General features: G+C 34.3%; 12 protein-coding genes. 8 read left to right on the forward strand and 4 right to left on the reverse strand.

All coding sequences use genetic code 11. The annotated features are described in order from the left end of the window. Positions 1-11: 11 nt before the first annotated feature. Positions 12-1,337, reverse strand: coding sequence for a M16 family metallopeptidase (locus tag C8P67_RS05485; RefSeq protein ID WP_115811205.1), 1,326 nt, complete (start codon positions 1,335-1,337; stop codon positions 12-14). A gap of 258 nt (positions 1,338-1,595) precedes the next feature. Between C8P67_RS05485 and rplU the strand changes: the two genes are divergently transcribed. Both rplU and rpmA read left to right on the forward strand, forming a co-directional pair. Then, complete coding sequence (gene rplU / locus C8P67_RS05490; protein WP_115811207.1) at positions 1,596-2,033, forward strand: 50S ribosomal protein L21; 438 nt, start codon at positions 1,596-1,598, stop codon at positions 2,031-2,033. 22 nt (positions 2,034-2,055) lie between these two features. After that, positions 2,056-2,316 (forward strand): 50S ribosomal protein L27, encoded by a 261-nt coding sequence (rpmA, locus tag C8P67_RS05495; protein ID WP_111409679.1) that lies wholly within the window; start codon positions 2,056-2,058, stop codon positions 2,314-2,316. A 204-nt stretch (positions 2,317-2,520) separates the two neighbouring features. Here the strand turns inward: rpmA and C8P67_RS05500 are convergent, their stop codons facing one another. After that, positions 2,521-4,119 (reverse strand): DUF6377 domain-containing protein, encoded by a 1,599-nt coding sequence (locus tag C8P67_RS05500; protein WP_115811209.1) that lies wholly within the window; start codon positions 4,117-4,119, stop codon positions 2,521-2,523. 411 nt (positions 4,120-4,530) lie between these two features. Here C8P67_RS05500 and C8P67_RS05505 point away from each other — a divergent pair, with 411 nt between their 5' ends. From C8P67_RS05505 to C8P67_RS05530, 6 genes are all read left to right on the forward strand, one after another. Then, positions 4,531-5,052: a DUF5004 domain-containing protein gene (locus C8P67_RS05505; RefSeq protein ID WP_115811211.1), complete on the forward strand. Its 522-nt coding sequence runs from the start codon at positions 4,531-4,533 to the stop codon at positions 5,050-5,052. A gap of 9 nt (positions 5,053-5,061) precedes the next feature. After that, a complete protein-coding gene (locus C8P67_RS05510; protein WP_115811213.1) occupies positions 5,062-6,141 on the forward strand; it encodes a hypothetical protein in 1,080 nt (359 codons plus the stop codon). Between the two features lie 33 nt (positions 6,142-6,174). Next, the gene (locus C8P67_RS05515) at positions 6,175-9,108 is read left to right on the forward strand and encodes a SusC/RagA family TonB-linked outer membrane protein (RefSeq protein ID WP_115811214.1); all 2,934 of its coding nucleotides are present in this window, start codon (positions 6,175-6,177) and stop codon (positions 9,106-9,108) included. A 28-nt stretch (positions 9,109-9,136) separates the two neighbouring features. Continuing rightward, positions 9,137-10,639 (forward strand): RagB/SusD family nutrient uptake outer membrane protein, encoded by a 1,503-nt coding sequence (locus tag C8P67_RS05520; RefSeq protein WP_115811215.1) that lies wholly within the window; start codon positions 9,137-9,139, stop codon positions 10,637-10,639. A gap of 73 nt (positions 10,640-10,712) precedes the next feature. Next, positions 10,713-11,963, forward strand: a complete 1,251-nt coding sequence (locus C8P67_RS05525) for a glycoside hydrolase family 71/99-like protein (protein WP_115811217.1) — start codon at positions 10,713-10,715, stop codon at positions 11,961-11,963. Positions 11,964-11,988: 25 nt separating this feature from the next. Beyond that, on the forward strand, positions 11,989-14,004 hold the full coding sequence (locus C8P67_RS05530) for a glycoside hydrolase family 97 protein (protein WP_115811218.1): 2,016 nt from the start codon (positions 11,989-11,991) through the stop codon (positions 14,002-14,004). Between the two features lie 80 nt (positions 14,005-14,084). On the opposite strand, the gene C8P67_RS05535 is transcribed toward C8P67_RS05530, so the two are convergent. Beyond that, entirely contained in the window at positions 14,085-16,400 is a 2,316-nt protein-coding gene (locus C8P67_RS05535) for a patatin-like phospholipase family protein (protein WP_115811220.1), read from the reverse strand. A 325-nt stretch (positions 16,401-16,725) separates the two neighbouring features. Continuing rightward, entirely contained in the window at positions 16,726-17,709 is a 984-nt protein-coding gene (locus C8P67_RS05540; protein WP_115811222.1) for a hypothetical protein, read from the reverse strand. Positions 17,710-17,851 lie beyond the last annotated feature (142 nt).

The following is a 17,851-nucleotide window of genomic DNA, read 5'->3' on the forward strand; positions in this document are numbered from 1 at the left end:
TATCAATTTCTTTAGTTAAGAGGTTTTGCTTTGGCTGGTACATAATCTAAAAGTAAACGCTGGTTTGGATTTAGGTATTTTTTAGCAACCTCTCTTATCTCTTCGCGTGTTATAGAATGATATAGTTCAATTTCGGTGTTGATTAAATTGACATCTTTGTAAAGAAGGTAAAAAGAGGCAAGATTATTAGCTATTCCTTCTATGCTTGAATTGGAATTCACAAAGTTGTTATCAAATTTGTTTTGTAGTTTTTGATAATCTTTTTCAGAGATCAGGTCAGTCTGTATTTTTACGATTTCTTCGTCTATTTCTTTTAATATGTCATTAGTAGTAAACGTGCCCATTGGCAAACCGTACAATATATACATACCATAATCTTCTTGGCTAAAACCTACCGCCCCGATTTCTAAAGCCATTTTTTTGTCATCTACAACTTTTTTGTATAGCTTAGAACTTTTGCCATCGCTTAAATAAGATGAAATCAAATCCAGTACTCTTGCATCTCTACTTTTCATTGAAGGAGTACGATAAGTTGCAACCAGCATAGGGATCTGAATGTTTGGATCCTCGTACGTTGCTTTGATAGTTTGAGTAATAGGTTCTTCGGTATACGTTTTTTTCGGAGTTACTTCTCCTTTAGCAATTACGCCAAAATATTTTTGAATCCATTCTTTGGCTTGTTTTTTTTCAAAATCACCTGCAACAACTAAAACGGCATTATTTGGCAAGTAGAATTTTTTGTTGAATGCTTGGAATTCTTCAAGAGTTGCAGCATCCAGATCTTTCATAGAGCCGATAGTTGTCCATCTGTACGGATGATTTTTGAACATGTTTTCTTTTACGGCAGTTAGAATATTTCCGTATGGACGGTTATCATAACTGGTTCTTTTTTCTTCTTTTACAACTTCGTTTTGTGTGTCAACTCCAATTTTGTTAATAATAGGATGCAGTAATCTTTCAGATTCCATCCAAAGTCCTAACTCCAGATTGTTTGACGGGAAAATTTCATAATAATAAGTTCTGTCATCTGTTGTATTCGCATTATTTGTTCCTCCATTTGAAGTAACAATCTTAAACCATTCGCCTCTTTTGATATTTTCAGTACCTTCAAATAAAAGATGTTCAAAAAAGTGAGCGAAACCTGTACGGTCCGGACTCTCATCTTTGGCGCCTACATGGTACATTACCGATGTTATTACAACAGGAGCTGAAGGGTCATGGTGTAAAATAACATGTAAGCCATTATCTAAATCGTATTCTTCGAAAGCTACCTTTTGAGCAGAAGCAACTCCTCCCAGCATTAATGCAGCGCTTAACATCATTATTGATTTTTTCATAAAGATTAATAATTTATTTATTGTTAGTCATGATTTTATTATAGTTGTTACAACAAAAATACTCTTTTTATTTTAGATTAGTAAGTAAATTCAGTATTAGTAAATGTAGAACTTGTTTTGTTTTATCACGGTAATTGTTTTAAATATGGAACAGAAAGATATCATATTTAAAGGTGTTAATATTTTTTTTGCAAAGGATTGCAGGGTAAATATTTAATTGTATATTTGCATCCTTAAAAATTATTAAAACAATTCAGTATGTATGCAATCGTAGAGATAGCAGGGCAACAGTTTAAAGTTAGCAAAGACCTAAAGGTTTACGTTCACCGTTTAGCAAATGAAGAAGGATCAAAAGTTTCTTTTGACAAAGTTTATTTGGTAGATGATAACGGATCAATCACAATAGGCGCCCCAGCTATAGAAGGTGCTTCAGTAGAAGCTAAAGTGTTACAACACTTAAAAGGTGATAAAGTTATCGTTTTCAAAAAGAAAAGAAGAAAAGGATACAAAAAAAGAAACGGTCACAGACAATATCTTACTCAAATTGTAATTGAAGGTATTACTGCAGGTGGAACAGCTAAAAAAGCAGCAGCTCCAAAAAAAGCAGCAGTTGAAGCAACTACAGAAGAAGCTGAAGTAGCAGCTCCTAAAGTGAAAAAAGCTCCAAAAGCTAAAAAAGAAGATACACAAGAATAATAACAAAATAAACTAATACGTCATGGCTCACAAGAAAGGTGTCGGTAGTTCGAAGAATGGTAGAGAATCAGAATCAAAACGTTTAGGCGTTAAGATTTTTGGTGGTCAAGCTGCTATTGCTGGGAACATCATCGTAAGACAAAGAGGTTCAAAGCATAATCCAGGTGAAAACGTTTACATTAGTAAAGATCACACCCTACACGCAAGAGTAGATGGAGTTGTTCAGTTCCAAAAGAAAAGAGATAACAAATCTTATGTTTCTATACTTCCATTCGAAGCATAATCATAAAGATTCTCAATTATACAAAACCCGTTTCGAAAGAAACGGGTTTTTGTTTTTTATGCAAAGATGACTTTTAATTGATTGCTGGAGCAAAGTTGTTTTTAAAATTTGGAGAAAAGCAACGGAGTCTTTGCTATGTTACATTTGAGCTGTTTTACGAATAAATGACTGGAAACGAGATTGGTGGTGCAATATAAAACATTTTTAGATTGCTCTGATGGCCATGATTTTTTCTTCGAATTTATCTTTCGATTTAGACTTGCTCTTTATTCTGGTCTTATAAGTGTAAATTGTTGCCACAGATAATTCCAAGAAGTCTGCCATCTGGTTAGCATCCTGAATTCCTAATCTGTATAATGCGAAAATCCTGAGCTCTGTGTTTAATAGTTCCCCTTTTTTAACGATTGATTTATGATCGTCAGAAAATAATTCGTTAAACTCAGTGATAAACGTTGGGAATAGCTTTAGGAAAATTTCATCAAATTGATGAAATAGGTGCTCCCGTTCATCCTTTACATTATATCTCTTTAGACTGGAAATAACTTCATCTGTTTTTTTAGAGATGATTTTTTGAATCGTGCTTTTTTGTATGTGGTCAATCTTATTTATAAGGTTTGAGGAGGCTTTAATAAAATACGCAATATATTCTTCTTTGATAGTATTGGTTTCGCTTAAACTGATGTTCATTTCCTGTAATTTGCTCAGTGCTTCTGCCATTACTTTTTTGGAGGCATTTTTTTCTTTTAATTGTTTTACGATAATAATAAGGAAAGCGATAATTATTAGTGCAAAAAGGGTTAGCAGAATTATAATGTTTTCGAGTAAGTCGTTTTTGCTTTTTACTTTGCTGAACTGTGCTTTTTCAATAATTGGCAAAATGAACGATATTTCTATTTTTCGATGCTTTGCATCATAAAAAGTTGCATCATCCATAGCAAGATTGACATATCTGTTTGCTGTTTCTATCTGTCCCATTTTGAACAGTTCATTGGCTAGATTGCGCAATGCAACAGTTTCTTTTGTAGCGTTTTTGATATCGGCAATTGCTGCTAGAATCAGATATTCTATAGCTTTCTTTTTGTTTCCTCCTTCTGAATAAATGTAGCCAAGACTTGAAGTGGCGATTCCATAGTATTTTGGCGGTAAATCATAGTGGTTTATCCAATAGCTGAATGCTTTTTTGGCACCTTCCCAATCTTGCTGCTTTAAGCGTTCAAGACTTTCTGCGGCCCAATATTCATTTGTGTTTGGTTTGGTTAAGGCTAATGCTTTTTTGAGAAATTCATTCCCCATCTGCACATAATGAATGCTGTATCTCTGGTCTTTGTTGTAATCTGTTAAGTCATAGTAAACCCGGGCTTTGATGGAGTAATATTCGTATCTGCTTCTGTTATCTAATTGTTCTGGCGTGATACTGTTTAATGTGTCGATAGCCTCTTTAAAAAGACCTGATGATAACAGTATAAAACCTTCTTTTATTCTTGTTTTTGCTAGTAATGCAGGGTCTTTTAATTTGATCGCCTTTGATTTTGCTTCTTCTAAATAATAATAAGCTGAATCGTATTTGAATGATTTGTATTCATCAAACAATAACATGTACGTGTTGTAAAGGCTTTTGTTGTTTTGGCTTAAAATGAATTTGTGAGCATCCGTTCGAAGGGTTTTTATTTTAGAATATTTTTGTTTGATATAGAAATCTTTTTTAAGTAATACTTTGTCAAGAATTTCTAAAGTAGGTGCTGTTTCTTGAGCCGAAATGACGGTATTAAATATAAAAAACAATAAAATTGCCAATCTGTGCATCTGTGTAGGTGTATTTTAGTTCTATAATTAAATAGGGTTGAATTTCAGGTAATTATAGATTAAGTATTTAAAAAATGTAAGATTTATATGTCTTGATTTTTTCTCTCTCTGTATAAATCTTAAATATACTTTAAAAAATCTTTATTTGATAAAAATAATGGTTTATTTATGTGCTATGTGAAAATATTTCTTCTTTTATATTGGATATTGATATTATTTTGTGATTTAAGTGTTTTTTTGAATCTAAATTTCATCTTGATTTTTTTTAATCAGCTTAAATTTCAACTGATTGATTTTCAATAATTTAAATTGTTTTTTACCTTTTATATATCTTGATTTTTCATAAATTCTTTTTTTGCCTGTTAGTATACTTCTAATTTCGACCCAATAATAACTAACAAAACCAAATTTATGAAATGTAAAATTATGTATGGGTTAGCCATTGTATTATGTTTATTAACCTTCGGGTGTAATGAATTTGATGATGGAAACTCAGTAGAACCAATCACGGTTTACGAAAAAGTAAATGGAGACTGGAGTTTAATGAATTTAAAAATGGTAGACGAATTTGCAAAGTCTAATGCCATTGAACCAAGTGAACAGAATTTAAGTACTCTGTTTAACTATCCAGACTTTAAAATTAATTTTAGTGTTGACGACAAAAATCAGCCTACTACTTATGAAGTTACTGGTAATGTTCCTCCTTTGTTTGCTCTAAAAGGATATTGGGAATTAAGTTCCAATTTTCAGCAGACAAATGGAACCGCATCAAAAATCTACTTGTATAGTGATGCTCAAAAAACACACAAAACAGACGAATTGCGATTAACGTCAGTCCCTGGAAGTAATGACCAAATGGAAATTCAATTGGTTCGAACTTCGGGAGGTACTGCTTTTGTGTCGTATGTTTTTAAATTAAAAGCAATTAATTAATAATTTGATATGAAAAAAATTATATATACAATTTTACTTGCGCTTTTTTTGATTCCAAATCTCGTTCAGTCGCAAGAACAAGCAGGTTCTGTTGGGAAAATCAGTTCTTATCCTGTAGTTTATAAATATGATGAGCAGGTTACTTGGTATTTTGATCTGTCAGCTACCACTTTTACGGCTGAAGAGGATATTTATATTTGGATTTGGTCTCCTTCTGAGCCGGATGCTGGGAATTGGGAGCATTCTTCTGATTTTGCAAAATTGAAGTCTGAAGGCGATGGAATATGGAGTTTTACTTTGACACCAACAGTCTATTTTTCTAAAACGCCAGCCGAGATTGCAGCAAGTGCAGGTTTCTGGTTTCGATTGAAAAATTTTAATGGATCAAAACAATCTGAAGTTGCGAATGTCCCTTATACTGATTTTTCTTCTTTCAGCACTGCTAATGAATTAATTAGAGCATACCCAACTAAACCTAGCCTGAATGAAGGTTTAAGTATTTTATTCAATGCAAATCTGCAGCCTGGTTTTGAGAATGCGACAAGTGTTCACATGCACAGCGGACTTAATGACTGGGATGTAAAACAGGAATATCAATCTTGGCTTCCAGAAATAGTTGAGAAAACAAAATTGAAAGATTTAGGAGGCGGGATTTACAAAATGGATTTAATCCCTTCTAAGTATTACAATACGCCAGACGGATACATTATGACAAATCTAGTCTTTTTGATGGTCAAAGATGATTGGGCGGGCACAACTCCCGATCAGGTTCTTATTGCAGCAGATTACACCCCGCCACCACCGCCGGTATTTAGTTTTTTCCCTCTGCAGATTAGCCAGAAAGACTTTCTTGGAGTCATGAGAAAAAACAACGAATCTGGTGTTAATAAACTTATTTATACAGTTACGGCTGGGGCCAAAATACTAACTGGAGAGTTTGCAGGGAACACTGCAGAGATTAAAGGATTCATAGATCTAGTTTCGGGATTGGCTGGAATAAAAAACTTAACCGAGATTCATGTTTTGATAAAAGACAATAAAGGGAAAGTTATTTCAGATACAACGATACCTCTGAAAACATTAGACTAAACAATTCATTATCAACTAAAAATATAAATTCTAATGAATAATAAAAATAAAAAAATAGTACTGCATCAAGTATGGGCTAACAAATCATTGCTATTAATGATTCTGATGCTTTTTCTTTCTGCAGGAGTATATGCGCAGGGAAAAAAGCTAATTACTGGTACCGTTTATGACAATTCGGGCGTTCCGTTAGCAGGAGCAACAGTTAAGGAATCTGGAACTAAGAATGCTGTATCGACTGATTTCGTTGGTAAATTTGTTCTTGAAGTGGCATCAGGAAGTACAATTGAAGCGGCTTTTATGGGTTTTAATACAAAGACTGCTCAGGTAGATGCCAATTCGAACGCGCCTATTAATTTTCGTTTGGACAGCAGTGTCAATATGCTTGATGATATTAAAATAGTATCTGTAGGATATGGTACTATGAGAAAATCAGATCTTACAGGAGCTATTTCGACGGTATCAGCAGATAATTTGGCCAAAGGAACTATTTCTTCTACAGAACAGGTTTTGCAGGGAAAAGTGGCGGGTTTAACATTGGTAAAAGACAGTGGTGATCCAAGTTACGGATCTTCAATACGACTAAGAGGCGGAACTTCATTGACAGCTAGCAATAATCCGCTTATTGTAGTAGACGGAATTGCAGGTGTAGACATCAACATTGTTCAGCCTTCAGATGTTAAGTCAATTGATGTTTTAAAAGATGCTTCGGCAACTGCAATTTATGGTTCTAGAGGTGCTAATGGTGTTATCATCATCACTACAAAATCTGGAGTTAGAGGAGTTTCTGTAACTTATAATGGGTATTCAGGAGTTGGAACTGCTTCAAACCATATCGATATGCTTTCTGCAAATCAATGGAGAGGATATGTTCGCGAAAATAATATGAAAGATGCAATCGATTATGGTGCAAATACTAATTGGCAGAAAGAATTGGAACAGACAGCAATTTCACATTCTCATACTTTAAGCATTTCGTCCGGTAACGGCGATAGTGGTTTTCGTACTTCGTTATCGTATTTAGATAATCAAGGGGTTATCAAATCAACTGATTTAAAACGCTTGAGTGCCAATTTAAATGCCTATCAGTATATTTTAAACAAAGCAGTAAAATTTGATACTGGTTTATTTGCCTCTATAGACAAATTCCATCCATTGGATTATAGAATATTTGAACGTGCTTTTAACTTGAATCCTACTATTCCTGTTCGTGATGCTAATGGAAATTTTACATCAGTAGGAGGGACTCTGTATGAAAACCCAGTTGAAATTCAAACGAACAGAACTGCGGATAATGACAGAAACAGATTATTAGGTTACTTTAAATCGGAAGCTAAGTTTTTTAATGATTTCAAAGCTGTAGTGAATCTGTCAATGGAATATAATGCCAACAAAGGCAACACATACAAACCTACTTATGCAGTTATGGAAGGACAGACAGAAGATGGATATGCACAAAAAACGTATGGGGAATATGTTACTAGTCAGGTAGAAACCTATTTGAATTATACTAAAACATTAGGAAAAAGCAACATCAACGGAATGGTGGGTTATTCTTATTTTGAAAATATTTATGAAGGATTTGGCGCTCAGAGAAGCGGTTTTGTAACAGATCTTTTTTCGTATAATAATTTAGGAGCAGGCTATAATTACCGTTTGGGGGATGTGTATTCTTATAAAGGAAAATCAAATTTAGTGTCACTTTTTGCCCGTGCTAATTATTCGTATGACAGCAAATACATGCTGACCGCTACAATTAGAAAAGATGGATCAAGCCGTTTTGGAGAAAATAATAAATGGGGAACTTTTCCATCGGCATCTGCAGCTTGGAAAATATCTAATGAAGATTTTATGAAATCTACAGAAAATTGGCTTACCAACTTAAAGTTAAGAGTAGGTTATGGAGTTACCGGTAATCAAGACGGGATAGGCGAGTACAAGTCACTTTCAATCTTGGGAGTGGGTCGTGACAGTTATTATGATCCAGCGACCGATAGCTGGAGTTTAGCATACTCACCTACGCAAAATCCAAATCCTGATTTGAAATGGGAGACTACGGAGCAGTTTAATATTGGTGTTGATTTTGGTCTTTTTAAAGGTATTACAGGTTCATTCGAATGGTATTCTAAAAACACAAAAGATTTATTATATACTTATGAAGTACCGCAGCCTCCATATTTAGTAGGTACAATGCTTGCAAATGTTGGTGAATTGTCAAACAAAGGACTGGAGCTTACATTGAATGCTAAAATTATGGAGCGCGAAAAATTTACTTGGAATGCAAATTTAACAATGGCTCATAATATTCAAAAAATTGAAAAACTATCAAATCCATCTTATAAAACAGATGTGATTTACAGCGGTTCTTTACATGGTCTTTCTGGAATGTCAAACCAATATTCGCAGATCATTGCCGAAGGGTATCCAGTTGGAACTTTTTGGGGTTACGAAGCTTCTGGTTTAGATGCTGATGGCAAATTTATCCTTGGCACTGAGAAAAAAGATTTAGGAAATGTACAGCCTGATTTTTCTATGGGACTTGGAATGGATTTTACCTATGGCAATTTTGATTTAGGTATTTCAGGATATGGCTTATTTGGGCAAAAAGTATTAAATGCTACTAATATGATGCTGTATGATCCAAATAGAATGGCAGCTTACAATGTTCCTGATGATTTTGTGGGTTCAGGTATAAAATCGCCTCCTACTTTCTCCAGTTATTGGATCGAAGATGCATCTTTTTTCAGGATACAATCTCTAACAGTTGGTTATGTAATACCATTAAAATCTAAAATTTCAAAATTAAGAGTGTACATGATGGGAGAAAATTTAGCTGTGTTTACAAACTATAGCGGTGTAGATCCCGAAGTTAATTTGTCAGGTTTAGATAATCCTGGGATTGATAGGTTTAATAATTATCCGAGACCAATGACCATTTCGTTTGGTGTGAATTTTTCGATAAATAATTAAACGATTTGCTAACTATAAAATATATAAAATGAAAATCAAAATAACAGCAGTATTAATCATAAGCATGCTTTTTACTATTTCATGCACCAATCTTGATGAAGAGCTATTTGATAAAGTGGAAGATACAAATTTTGGAAAAACTCCAAAAGAAGTTGATGCTTTAGTTGGTGGTGCTTATTCGTCCTTAAGAGGGTTTGGTGATGCGATTTCAAATTCATATCCAACTTGCGAATATGTTTTTTTCTTAAACGAGACTGTTTCGGATGAAGCTACTATTCCTACCCGAGGAACAAACTGGTACGATGGCGGACAATATCAAGATGCACAAAAACATACCTGGAATGCTGATAACCGTATGATTCTTTCGGCTTGGCGCTATAATTATGCAGGAATTGCTAAAATTAATTCGATAATCTATCAGGTAGATAAATCATCTTTGGCAGCAGATGCAAAAGCACCGATTTATGCCGAATTAAAAGGATTGAGAGCTTACTATTACTACAATCTTTTGGATTTATTTGGAAATGTGCCAATTGTAACCAATTTTGAGGATGTAGGCTTACCTTCAAATTCGACTAGAAAACAAGTTTATGATTTTGTCGAAAAAGAATTACTGGATGCCATTCCTCATTTAACTTCGAATGTGGTGTATTCTAAATTGACAAAAAATGTTGCCTATTCGATACTGGCAAGATTGTATTTAAATTCAGAAGCTTTTATAAGTACACCGCGCTGGCAGGATTGTATTGATATGTGCCAAAAAATTTCGGGTTATACGTTAGCACCAGATTTCTTTGCCAATTTTGCAACAGAAAATCAAAAGTCACCTGAAATAATTTTTGCAATTCCTTACGATTCAAAAGCTGGAACTGTTGGTAACTATATGAGTTCCATGTCCTGTCATTATCTGCATAAACTGACGCTTTCTGCCACAGGAGATTATCCTTGGAGCGCAAACGGAATGTGTGCACAGCCTGGAGTTTATTCGGCTTTTGCAGATACTGATAAAAGAAAAAAATGTATGGTTGCCGGCGATCAGATCAATTTGGCAACTGGATCTGTAATTATCATGGATAATGGAGAACCATTAACTTATACAGAGGAGGTAAATAGTGTGGCTGATGCTAAAGAAAATCAAGGTGTGCGTATTGGCAAATATGAAATGAAAGCTGGCGAAATGTGGGAACGTGACCACGATTTCGTACTAATCCGTTATGCCGAAATATTAATGATGCAAGCCGAATGTTATGTGCGTTTGGGTTCTCCAGATCTTGCAAAACCATTTGTACAGCAGGTTACTGCCCGTGCAGGAGAAGAAATGCCGGCGACAGTTGATCTTGCTTTTATAGATCAGGAGCTGTTAAAAGAATTCACTTTCGAAGGAAAAAGAAGAACAGACAATATCCGTTTTGGAACATTCTTTTTACCATGGTGGGAAAAAGGAGCAACTGAACAATACAGAGCAATTTTTCCAATTCCAAGTACAGTTCTTACTACTAATAAAAACCTAAAACAAAATCCTGGTTATTAGGTTCTTTTTGTCAGTCTCCCATGTTGGTTAGTCGTGGGAGGCTGATATTTTTTAAAATTCAATAATTAAATCAATGAATAAATACATCACCTTGTTCTGCATAGGTATTATCAATCTTGCAGTAACATCTAGCTGTAGTGGAGATGATAAAAAATCAGATACTTCTACTCCTCCAGTTACCGAGACTTTCGATCCTGTTCCTGTAGAAAAGACAAACAGCACCAAAATCTATATGCATTATATGGCTTGGTTTGAAACCAATGAAAGCAGCACTGATCATAAATGGGGCTATCATTGGACAATGGCAAACAAAAACCCAAATAATGCAGATGCTAATGGACGCAGAGAAATTGCATCGTACTATTATCCGCTTATTGGTCCTTATCATTCCGGAGATAAAGAGGTGATCGAAAATCATTTGTTAATGATGAAATACGCAGGAATTGACGGAGTTTTAATTGATTGGTACGGCACTTATGATCTTAATGATTATAAAATGGTCAAAGAAAATACCGAACAGCTTATTGCTATGCTGGACAAAGTAGGTCTAGAATATGCTATAGTTTATGAAGACCGATTTCTAAAAAATATTGTAGACGCAGGTTTAGCGCCTACAGTTACCAGTGCGGCAAAAACAGATTTAAGTTATATGCAGAGCCATTACTTTGGAGATTCTAATTATATAAAAATCAACAGTAAGCCATTATTAATGAATTTTGGACCAATCATTTTAACCACTGCCGATGAATGGACAAATGTTTTTAGCGGCTTGAGTACAAAACCAGCATTTTTAACCTTATGGGATCACTCTTCTAAAGCAGGAACAAATGCGTCTGGAGAATATGCATGGGTATACAAAGACAACACGTATCTAAGTAATTTTTACACCAATACACTCCCTAAACTTTCAGTTGGCATGGGTGGTGCTTATCCAGGATTTCATGATTTTTATAAAGATGGTGGAGCAGGAGATGATATTGGCTGGACTATTGATCATAATAATGGCGCAACTCTAGACGAGACATTAGCAATGGCAAAATCTGCCAAGGTAAATTATCTTCAATTAATTACATGGAACGATTTTGGCGAAGGAACCATGATTGAACCAACCAAGGAATTTGGGTATTCGTATGTCGAAAAGATTAAAACTTTTGCTGGAGTAAAAAATACCAGCAGTTCGTTTTCTGAAATCAGTAAACTTTACAATTTGAGAAAAGAAAAGAAAGGCAACACAGAGGCGCAGAAAAAACTTGACAAAGTATTTGGCTATTTTGTGTCTATGCAGCCCGACAAAGCAAAACAATTATTAAATGAAGTTAAATAGCAGTTATAATTAATGCAGATAAATAATGAAAAAAATAATATATAGATTTTACCTGATTGGTTTTGTATTTGCATTATCCTTGTCCTGTAATGCAAAGAAAATATATTCAATTACCTCCCCAAGTAAAAACAATGAATTGCAGTTTTATTTGACAAAGACAGGACAGCCTCAGTATAGTTTTTCCTCCAGCGGAAAATCGGTAATAGAACCTTCGTTATTGGGTTTTGAATTTGATGGAATTCAAAAGATGACGGAAGGATTTGAGGTGATAAAAGTCGATAAAAATACCGCCAATACTGTTTGGGAACAGCCTTGGGGCGAATTTAGAAAAGTTAGAGATTCTCATAATGAATTAATTGTTCATTTGAAAGAATCAAAGGGAGAAGGAAGATTAGTGGATATTATCTTTAGGGTTTTTGATGATGGTTTAGGATTTAGATATTCTTTTCCAAAACAGCCTCATTTGGATAAAATAAAAATTTCGAATGAAATTACACAGTTTTCATTTCCGTTTGATAACGATGTGTGGTCAATTCCGGTTCATAGAGATAACAGTTATTACGAAAGTGAGTATAAAAAAACGCTCATGAGTAAAACCGATACAATTAATACGCCTGCCACTTTTGAAACCAAAGACAAGCTGTTTGTCGCCATCCATGAAGCAAACCTTACCGATTTTGCATCGATGACTTTACTGAAGTTAAAAGGCAATCAATACAAAAGTGATCTTGTGCCGTGGGCTGATGGTGTCAAAGTATATGCTCAGACACCATTTGTAACTCCTTGGAGAACCGTTATTGTAGGTAAAACGCCTGGCGATTTGGTAACTTCTACTTTAATGCTAAATTTAAATGAACCTTCAAAAATTACTGATGAGTCCTGGATTGAAACTTCAAAATATATTGGTATCTGGTGGGGAATGCATCTCGAAAAATATACTTGGGGACAAGGTCCAAAACATGGAGCGACCACTAAAATTACTAAAGAATATATTGATTTCGCAGCCAAAAATAATTTAGACGGAGTATTAGTCGAAGGCTGGAATGTAGGCTGGGACGGTGACTGGACTGCCGATGGTGCAGCTTTTAGTTTTACAAAACCTTATCCAGATTTTGATTTGGATGAAATAACTAAGTATGCCACTCAGAAAAAGGTTCGTTTGATAGGACATAATGAAACTGCAGGAGCTACAAAAAACTATGAAAACCAATTCGAAGAAGCTTTCAAACTGTATAATAAATTGGGTATAAATGCTGTAAAAACAGGTTATGTAAATAAGTATTTGGATAAAAAAGAATGGCATGATAGCCAGTATGGTGTTCGTCACTATCGTAAAGTGATTGAAGTAGCGGCAAAATACCACATTATGATTGATAACCACGAACCTGTAAAAGGAACTGGTTTACAACGAACGTATCCAAATTTCATGTCTGCAGAAGGTGGAAGAGGACAGGAGTACAATGCCTGGTCCGCCGATGGAGGTAATTCGCCGCAGCATACTGTTATTTTACCATTTACAAGAATGCTTTCTGGTCCAATGGATTACACGCCTGGAATTTTTAATTTTGACTACAAAACACCAAATAATGCAAAAGTGCAGACTACATTAGCAAGCCAGTTAGCCTTGTATGTAGTGATATTTAGTCCATTGCAGATGGCTTCAGATCTGCCTGAAAATTATGAAGGAAAGCCAGAATTTAAATTCGTTAAAGAAGTGCCGTGTACTTGGTCTGAAACTAAAGTATTGGATACCAAAATTGGAGAATACACCACTATTGTCCGTAAAGATTGGGAAGGGAAAAATTGGTATTTGGGTTCTATCACGAATAAAGAAGCCAGAAAATTATCAGTTTCTTTATCTTTTTTAGAAGAAGGAAAACAATATCAGGCCGAAATATATGCTGATGGCCCCGGAGCAGATTATAAAACGAATCCTTATCCGGTAACTATCGATACTAAAACTGTAAACAGTAAAACAATATTAGATTTGAATTTAGCTTCAGGAGGCGGTACTGCTATAAAGTTTACGCTGCAAGAGTAATTATAAAGACCTTTATAGTAACAAAACCCGTCTCGAAAGAAACGGGTTTTGTATTTTGTATAATGCCAAGTCTTTTTTTTCTATGGATTAAGTGAAAAACCAATACTAAAGAACAATCTGGTTTTGTCAATATTATTTATCCAGGAAGTGTCAAAGTGAATAGGTCCTAAAATTGACTGATACGAAATAGCAGCTCCTCCGGACAATAACAGACTTGTCTCTAAATTTTGATCCCAGTTCCCTTTTGGAGTAAAGACTTTATCAATGTATTCATTAAAATTATCAAAACCCACTGAAGCGATATTAAAATGAGGAGTTACATATAATTTCCCCTTTAGATTCATTTGCGCACCAAGTCTAACTCCCATGAATTGAGTAACATTGACTTCGTCTTCATTCAGGCCAGGAAAAGAAAAGCGGTTACTGCCCGAACTTGGTATGATGCCTCCCAAGAAATATTTGGCTGCATAGCCATAATCCGAAAAAGAGGCTTGGTCATTTTTAAGTTTATCTTGGAAAATGAAATACGAATCAAATCCTACCATTCCTGTAATTTTTCTTTTTAGAACTGCTCTTTTTTCAAATGAAAATCCAAATTTAGTATAGCCGTTTGTTGAGCTGGAAATGTTTGTTATGGCTGGGTCAGAAAATGAGATGTTGGCGTTTGTAAACAATGAACGGCTTATATTGGATTTTAAAATTGTTCCATTTGTGGCAAAGAAAACCTTATCCATGTCATTATAGGAATAATGCAGATTTATTTCTGAATCATTAAAGTTGTAGCTGCTGATGTTAAAAACATTAGGGTTGTAGTCAGTATCGTATTTTGGTTTTAAATTAGTATAGTGGTAATTTAAACCAAAACCGATGTAGCTTTTTAATGAATTTAAATTTCTGTTTATTTCATTGTTGAATTCAAATGCATTATAAAGTATATTGTCTGCCGACTTACCATCTATAAATATTTCCTGTCTTAAAAAGGCTCCATAAAGTTCAGATCCCCACCACCAGTCTTTGTTCTTTCCGAAATTTTTCTGAAAATCGATTCTAACTTTTGGCTGCTCGGCAATGTCTCCTGTGATAATTAAGCGTGAAGATTCGGCAAGAACATTTCTGGCGGTATAATTAAGAATTAGCCCAACACCTCTATAAGTGTCATAATGCAGCGATGCATTGACTTGGTTTTTGGCAGTTTCAAAACCGGTCAGTATAATTCCCAGTTTATCTTTATCGGTAATGAAATAGCTGTATGTGATCTGACTAAAAAGATTTGTCCCCATAGCTCTATTTAGCCCCGATATTAAATCTCTTGTAGTGTATTTTGTATGTGTTTTGAGGTTTGCTCTAGCTACTACCAGTGGAATATTTTCCTTGCTTATGTTTTTATAGACAATAGTATCAAGGACAAATTCGTTAGGCATTTTTGGGAGTTCGTGAGTACGCTGCGGAAATGGCTTTAATTTTTCTGCTAAAGCGATTAAAGCTGGTAAATTTTGAGCTGTTGCAATTTTACCGTCTTTGTAAATTTTGTTACTTTCAGCAAAATCAGCCGTTGAAAAACGTAAATTAGGAAGATGATCTACTAATATATTGCACAGAGAGCGATTAGCAGGATTTTTTATGTTACTAGGAAACATACTAGTTTGCATTAATACTGTTGCAAAACTATTTAGTTTTTCTATAGGTTCCATTCCGCCGCCTACATCACTGCCTATGATGATGTCGGCACCCATTTGTTTGGCAATGTCGGTCGGGAAATTATTCATAACACCACCATCGACTAAGACAGTTTTTTCATAATTCATTGGATTAAAAACTGCGGGTAATGACATACTGGCTCTCATTGCAAAAGCCAGACTGCCACTGCTTAAAATAACTTCTTTCCCCTCTACTAAATCAGTAGCCATAGCTCGAAACGGAATTGGGAGTTTGTCAAAATCTTTAACATTGTAAACAGGAAAGGTCAATTCAGAAAGGTATTCTCTCAAGTTTTGATCATTCAATATAGAGCTAATACTGTTTGGTTTTCCATCCTTAATTCCTAGGCCGACCAAATATCTTTGAAATTCTCTTTTTTCCTCAACGCTTACTGTCTTTAAGGACTGGCCACCGCCTAGTATCTTGTCCCAGTCGATACTTTTTGTAATTTTTTCGATACTGTCGCCTGAATACCCCATGGCATATAACCCCCCGATGATACTTCCCATACTATTCCCTACGATAAGATCTGGAACAATGTGTAAAGAATCCAGTTTTTGTAAAAGCGGAATATGCGCTACTCCTTTGGCACCGCCACCGCTTAATACTAAGACAACTTTTGGCTTTTTTTCTTGTGCGAAAATAATTTGGCTAAAAATAAAAACAAATAAAAAGGAGAGAGTGAGGGATTTTTTCAAGGCTGTCAGTTTTGAATAGGTTGAGTAATAGTGGTTTGTTTGTGATTTTAAAAATAGTCAGTTATTTGGAAACGGACAATTATTTTTAGAGAAATGTTTCCTGTTAAAAAAATGGGGAGATTAACTTATTGTAGAACCGGTTGACGGTTATTTAACATTGAGAAATTACAGTATTTCATGAAATAATGTGACAAAAAACACATCGCTTGACTGCATTGAATTATTTATGTTTAGGATAGTTGTTCAGCTTTTTATGGATAGAAATTTTTAATTTTTTAAAATATATTTTAAAAGCACTGTCTGTTAAAATTTATTTCAGGCAGATTTAAAGTTCATTTTTGTTAAGTGAAAATTTAAATACAAAATCCAATGAAATTACATGTTCAAATTGTGAGTTAGAAGAATCATTTAGATTCAGAAGGCTTTGATTATAATTTAATCCTAAATAAAATACTGGACTAATTTGATAATAACTATTTATTGTGGCGCCTAGTGCCTTATTAGTTTTGGTAGTAGTTTCATAATCTTCATAGTTTTCATCATTTTCAATATCTTTACTCCAGCGATTTTTAGTATAATTTACACCATAGCCAACTGAAAATCTTTTGAACTTATGATTGTGTGTTAAATTAAAACTAACAGATCTTAATTCACCAAAACTTATATCCGGAAACGGCACAGGAATTGGCAGTTCATAATCAAAAGCTGCTCTAAAATTAGCTGAAAAATAGTTTTTGTTAGTGTAGAAATATTCAACACCAGCAGAAAATCCAAAAAAGCCAGTGCTGTTTACTGCAGATTCACCCACCGGTTCCGCATAAAAATTATTTACATAGGGAATCCCTGTTATGAAGTTAATTTGACCTTTTTTAGTTGTATACTCTTTAGTTAAATAATGTTTGAAATTTTCAAAACGCTTTGCTCTGTCTGTTTTAATAATGCTAATAGAATCATGAATATCTAAAAAAATACTATCTTGATATGAGAATCTCTTCTGATTTGTGAAATCAGTTATGTAACCAAGGGCAAAAAAATCAATGAATAGCAAATTTCCGTATAAAAACTTAGCATTTATATATGGTTTAAGAGTATACTTTTTATTCAGGCTATCCGAAATTAATTCAATTGGTAAATCTTTTTTAGATCTTTTAACACGTATTTGAGCAGGTAAGTTATAGACACTGTCATTAATTTTTAAAGTAGCATTTGATGCATTTGTTGCTATCGATAACATGTGATCTTTTTTATTAAAAATAGTAGCACACGAACCTAATGACAGCATGAATAATAACAATGCGATTTTTTTCATACTTATTAAAATAGAGGTAGAGGTTTTTTAAAAATTTTAGACTGCTAAAATATAAATTTTCAACTCTAAATACGCTACCTGCTTTTTTATTTAATAAAAAAACCCTCACATCACTGTAAGGGTTCTATATCTTAAATCATAA

Origin of the sequence: Flavobacterium aquicola (genome assembly GCF_003385115.1) — a bacterium.
In the GTDB taxonomy this organism is placed as follows: Bacteria; Bacteroidota; Bacteroidia; order Flavobacteriales; family Flavobacteriaceae; genus Flavobacterium; species Flavobacterium aquicola.

Coding starts and splice junctions, on each gene's coding strand:
- C8P67_RS05485 (WP_115811205.1), bottom strand. CDS start 1,337: ATGAAAAAATCAATAATGATGTTAAGCGCTGCATTAATGCTGGGAGGA.
- rplU (WP_115811207.1), top strand. CDS start 1,596: ATGTATGCAATCGTAGAGATAGCAGGGCAACAGTTTAAAGTTAGCAAA.
- rpmA (WP_111409679.1), top strand. CDS start 2,056: ATGGCTCACAAGAAAGGTGTCGGTAGTTCGAAGAATGGTAGAGAATCA.
- C8P67_RS05500 (WP_115811209.1), bottom strand. CDS start 4,119: ATGCACAGATTGGCAATTTTATTGTTTTTTATATTTAATACCGTCATT.
- C8P67_RS05505 (WP_115811211.1), top strand. CDS start 4,531: ATGAAATGTAAAATTATGTATGGGTTAGCCATTGTATTATGTTTATTA.
- C8P67_RS05510 (WP_115811213.1), top strand. CDS start 5,062: ATGAAAAAAATTATATATACAATTTTACTTGCGCTTTTTTTGATTCCA.
- C8P67_RS05515 (WP_115811214.1), top strand. CDS start 6,175: ATGAATAATAAAAATAAAAAAATAGTACTGCATCAAGTATGGGCTAAC.
- C8P67_RS05520 (WP_115811215.1), top strand. CDS start 9,137: ATGAAAATCAAAATAACAGCAGTATTAATCATAAGCATGCTTTTTACT.
- C8P67_RS05525 (WP_115811217.1), top strand. CDS start 10,713: ATGAATAAATACATCACCTTGTTCTGCATAGGTATTATCAATCTTGCA.
- C8P67_RS05530 (WP_115811218.1), top strand. CDS start 11,989: ATGAAAAAAATAATATATAGATTTTACCTGATTGGTTTTGTATTTGCA.
- C8P67_RS05540 (WP_115811222.1), bottom strand. CDS start 17,709: ATGAAAAAAATCGCATTGTTATTATTCATGCTGTCATTAGGTTCGTGT.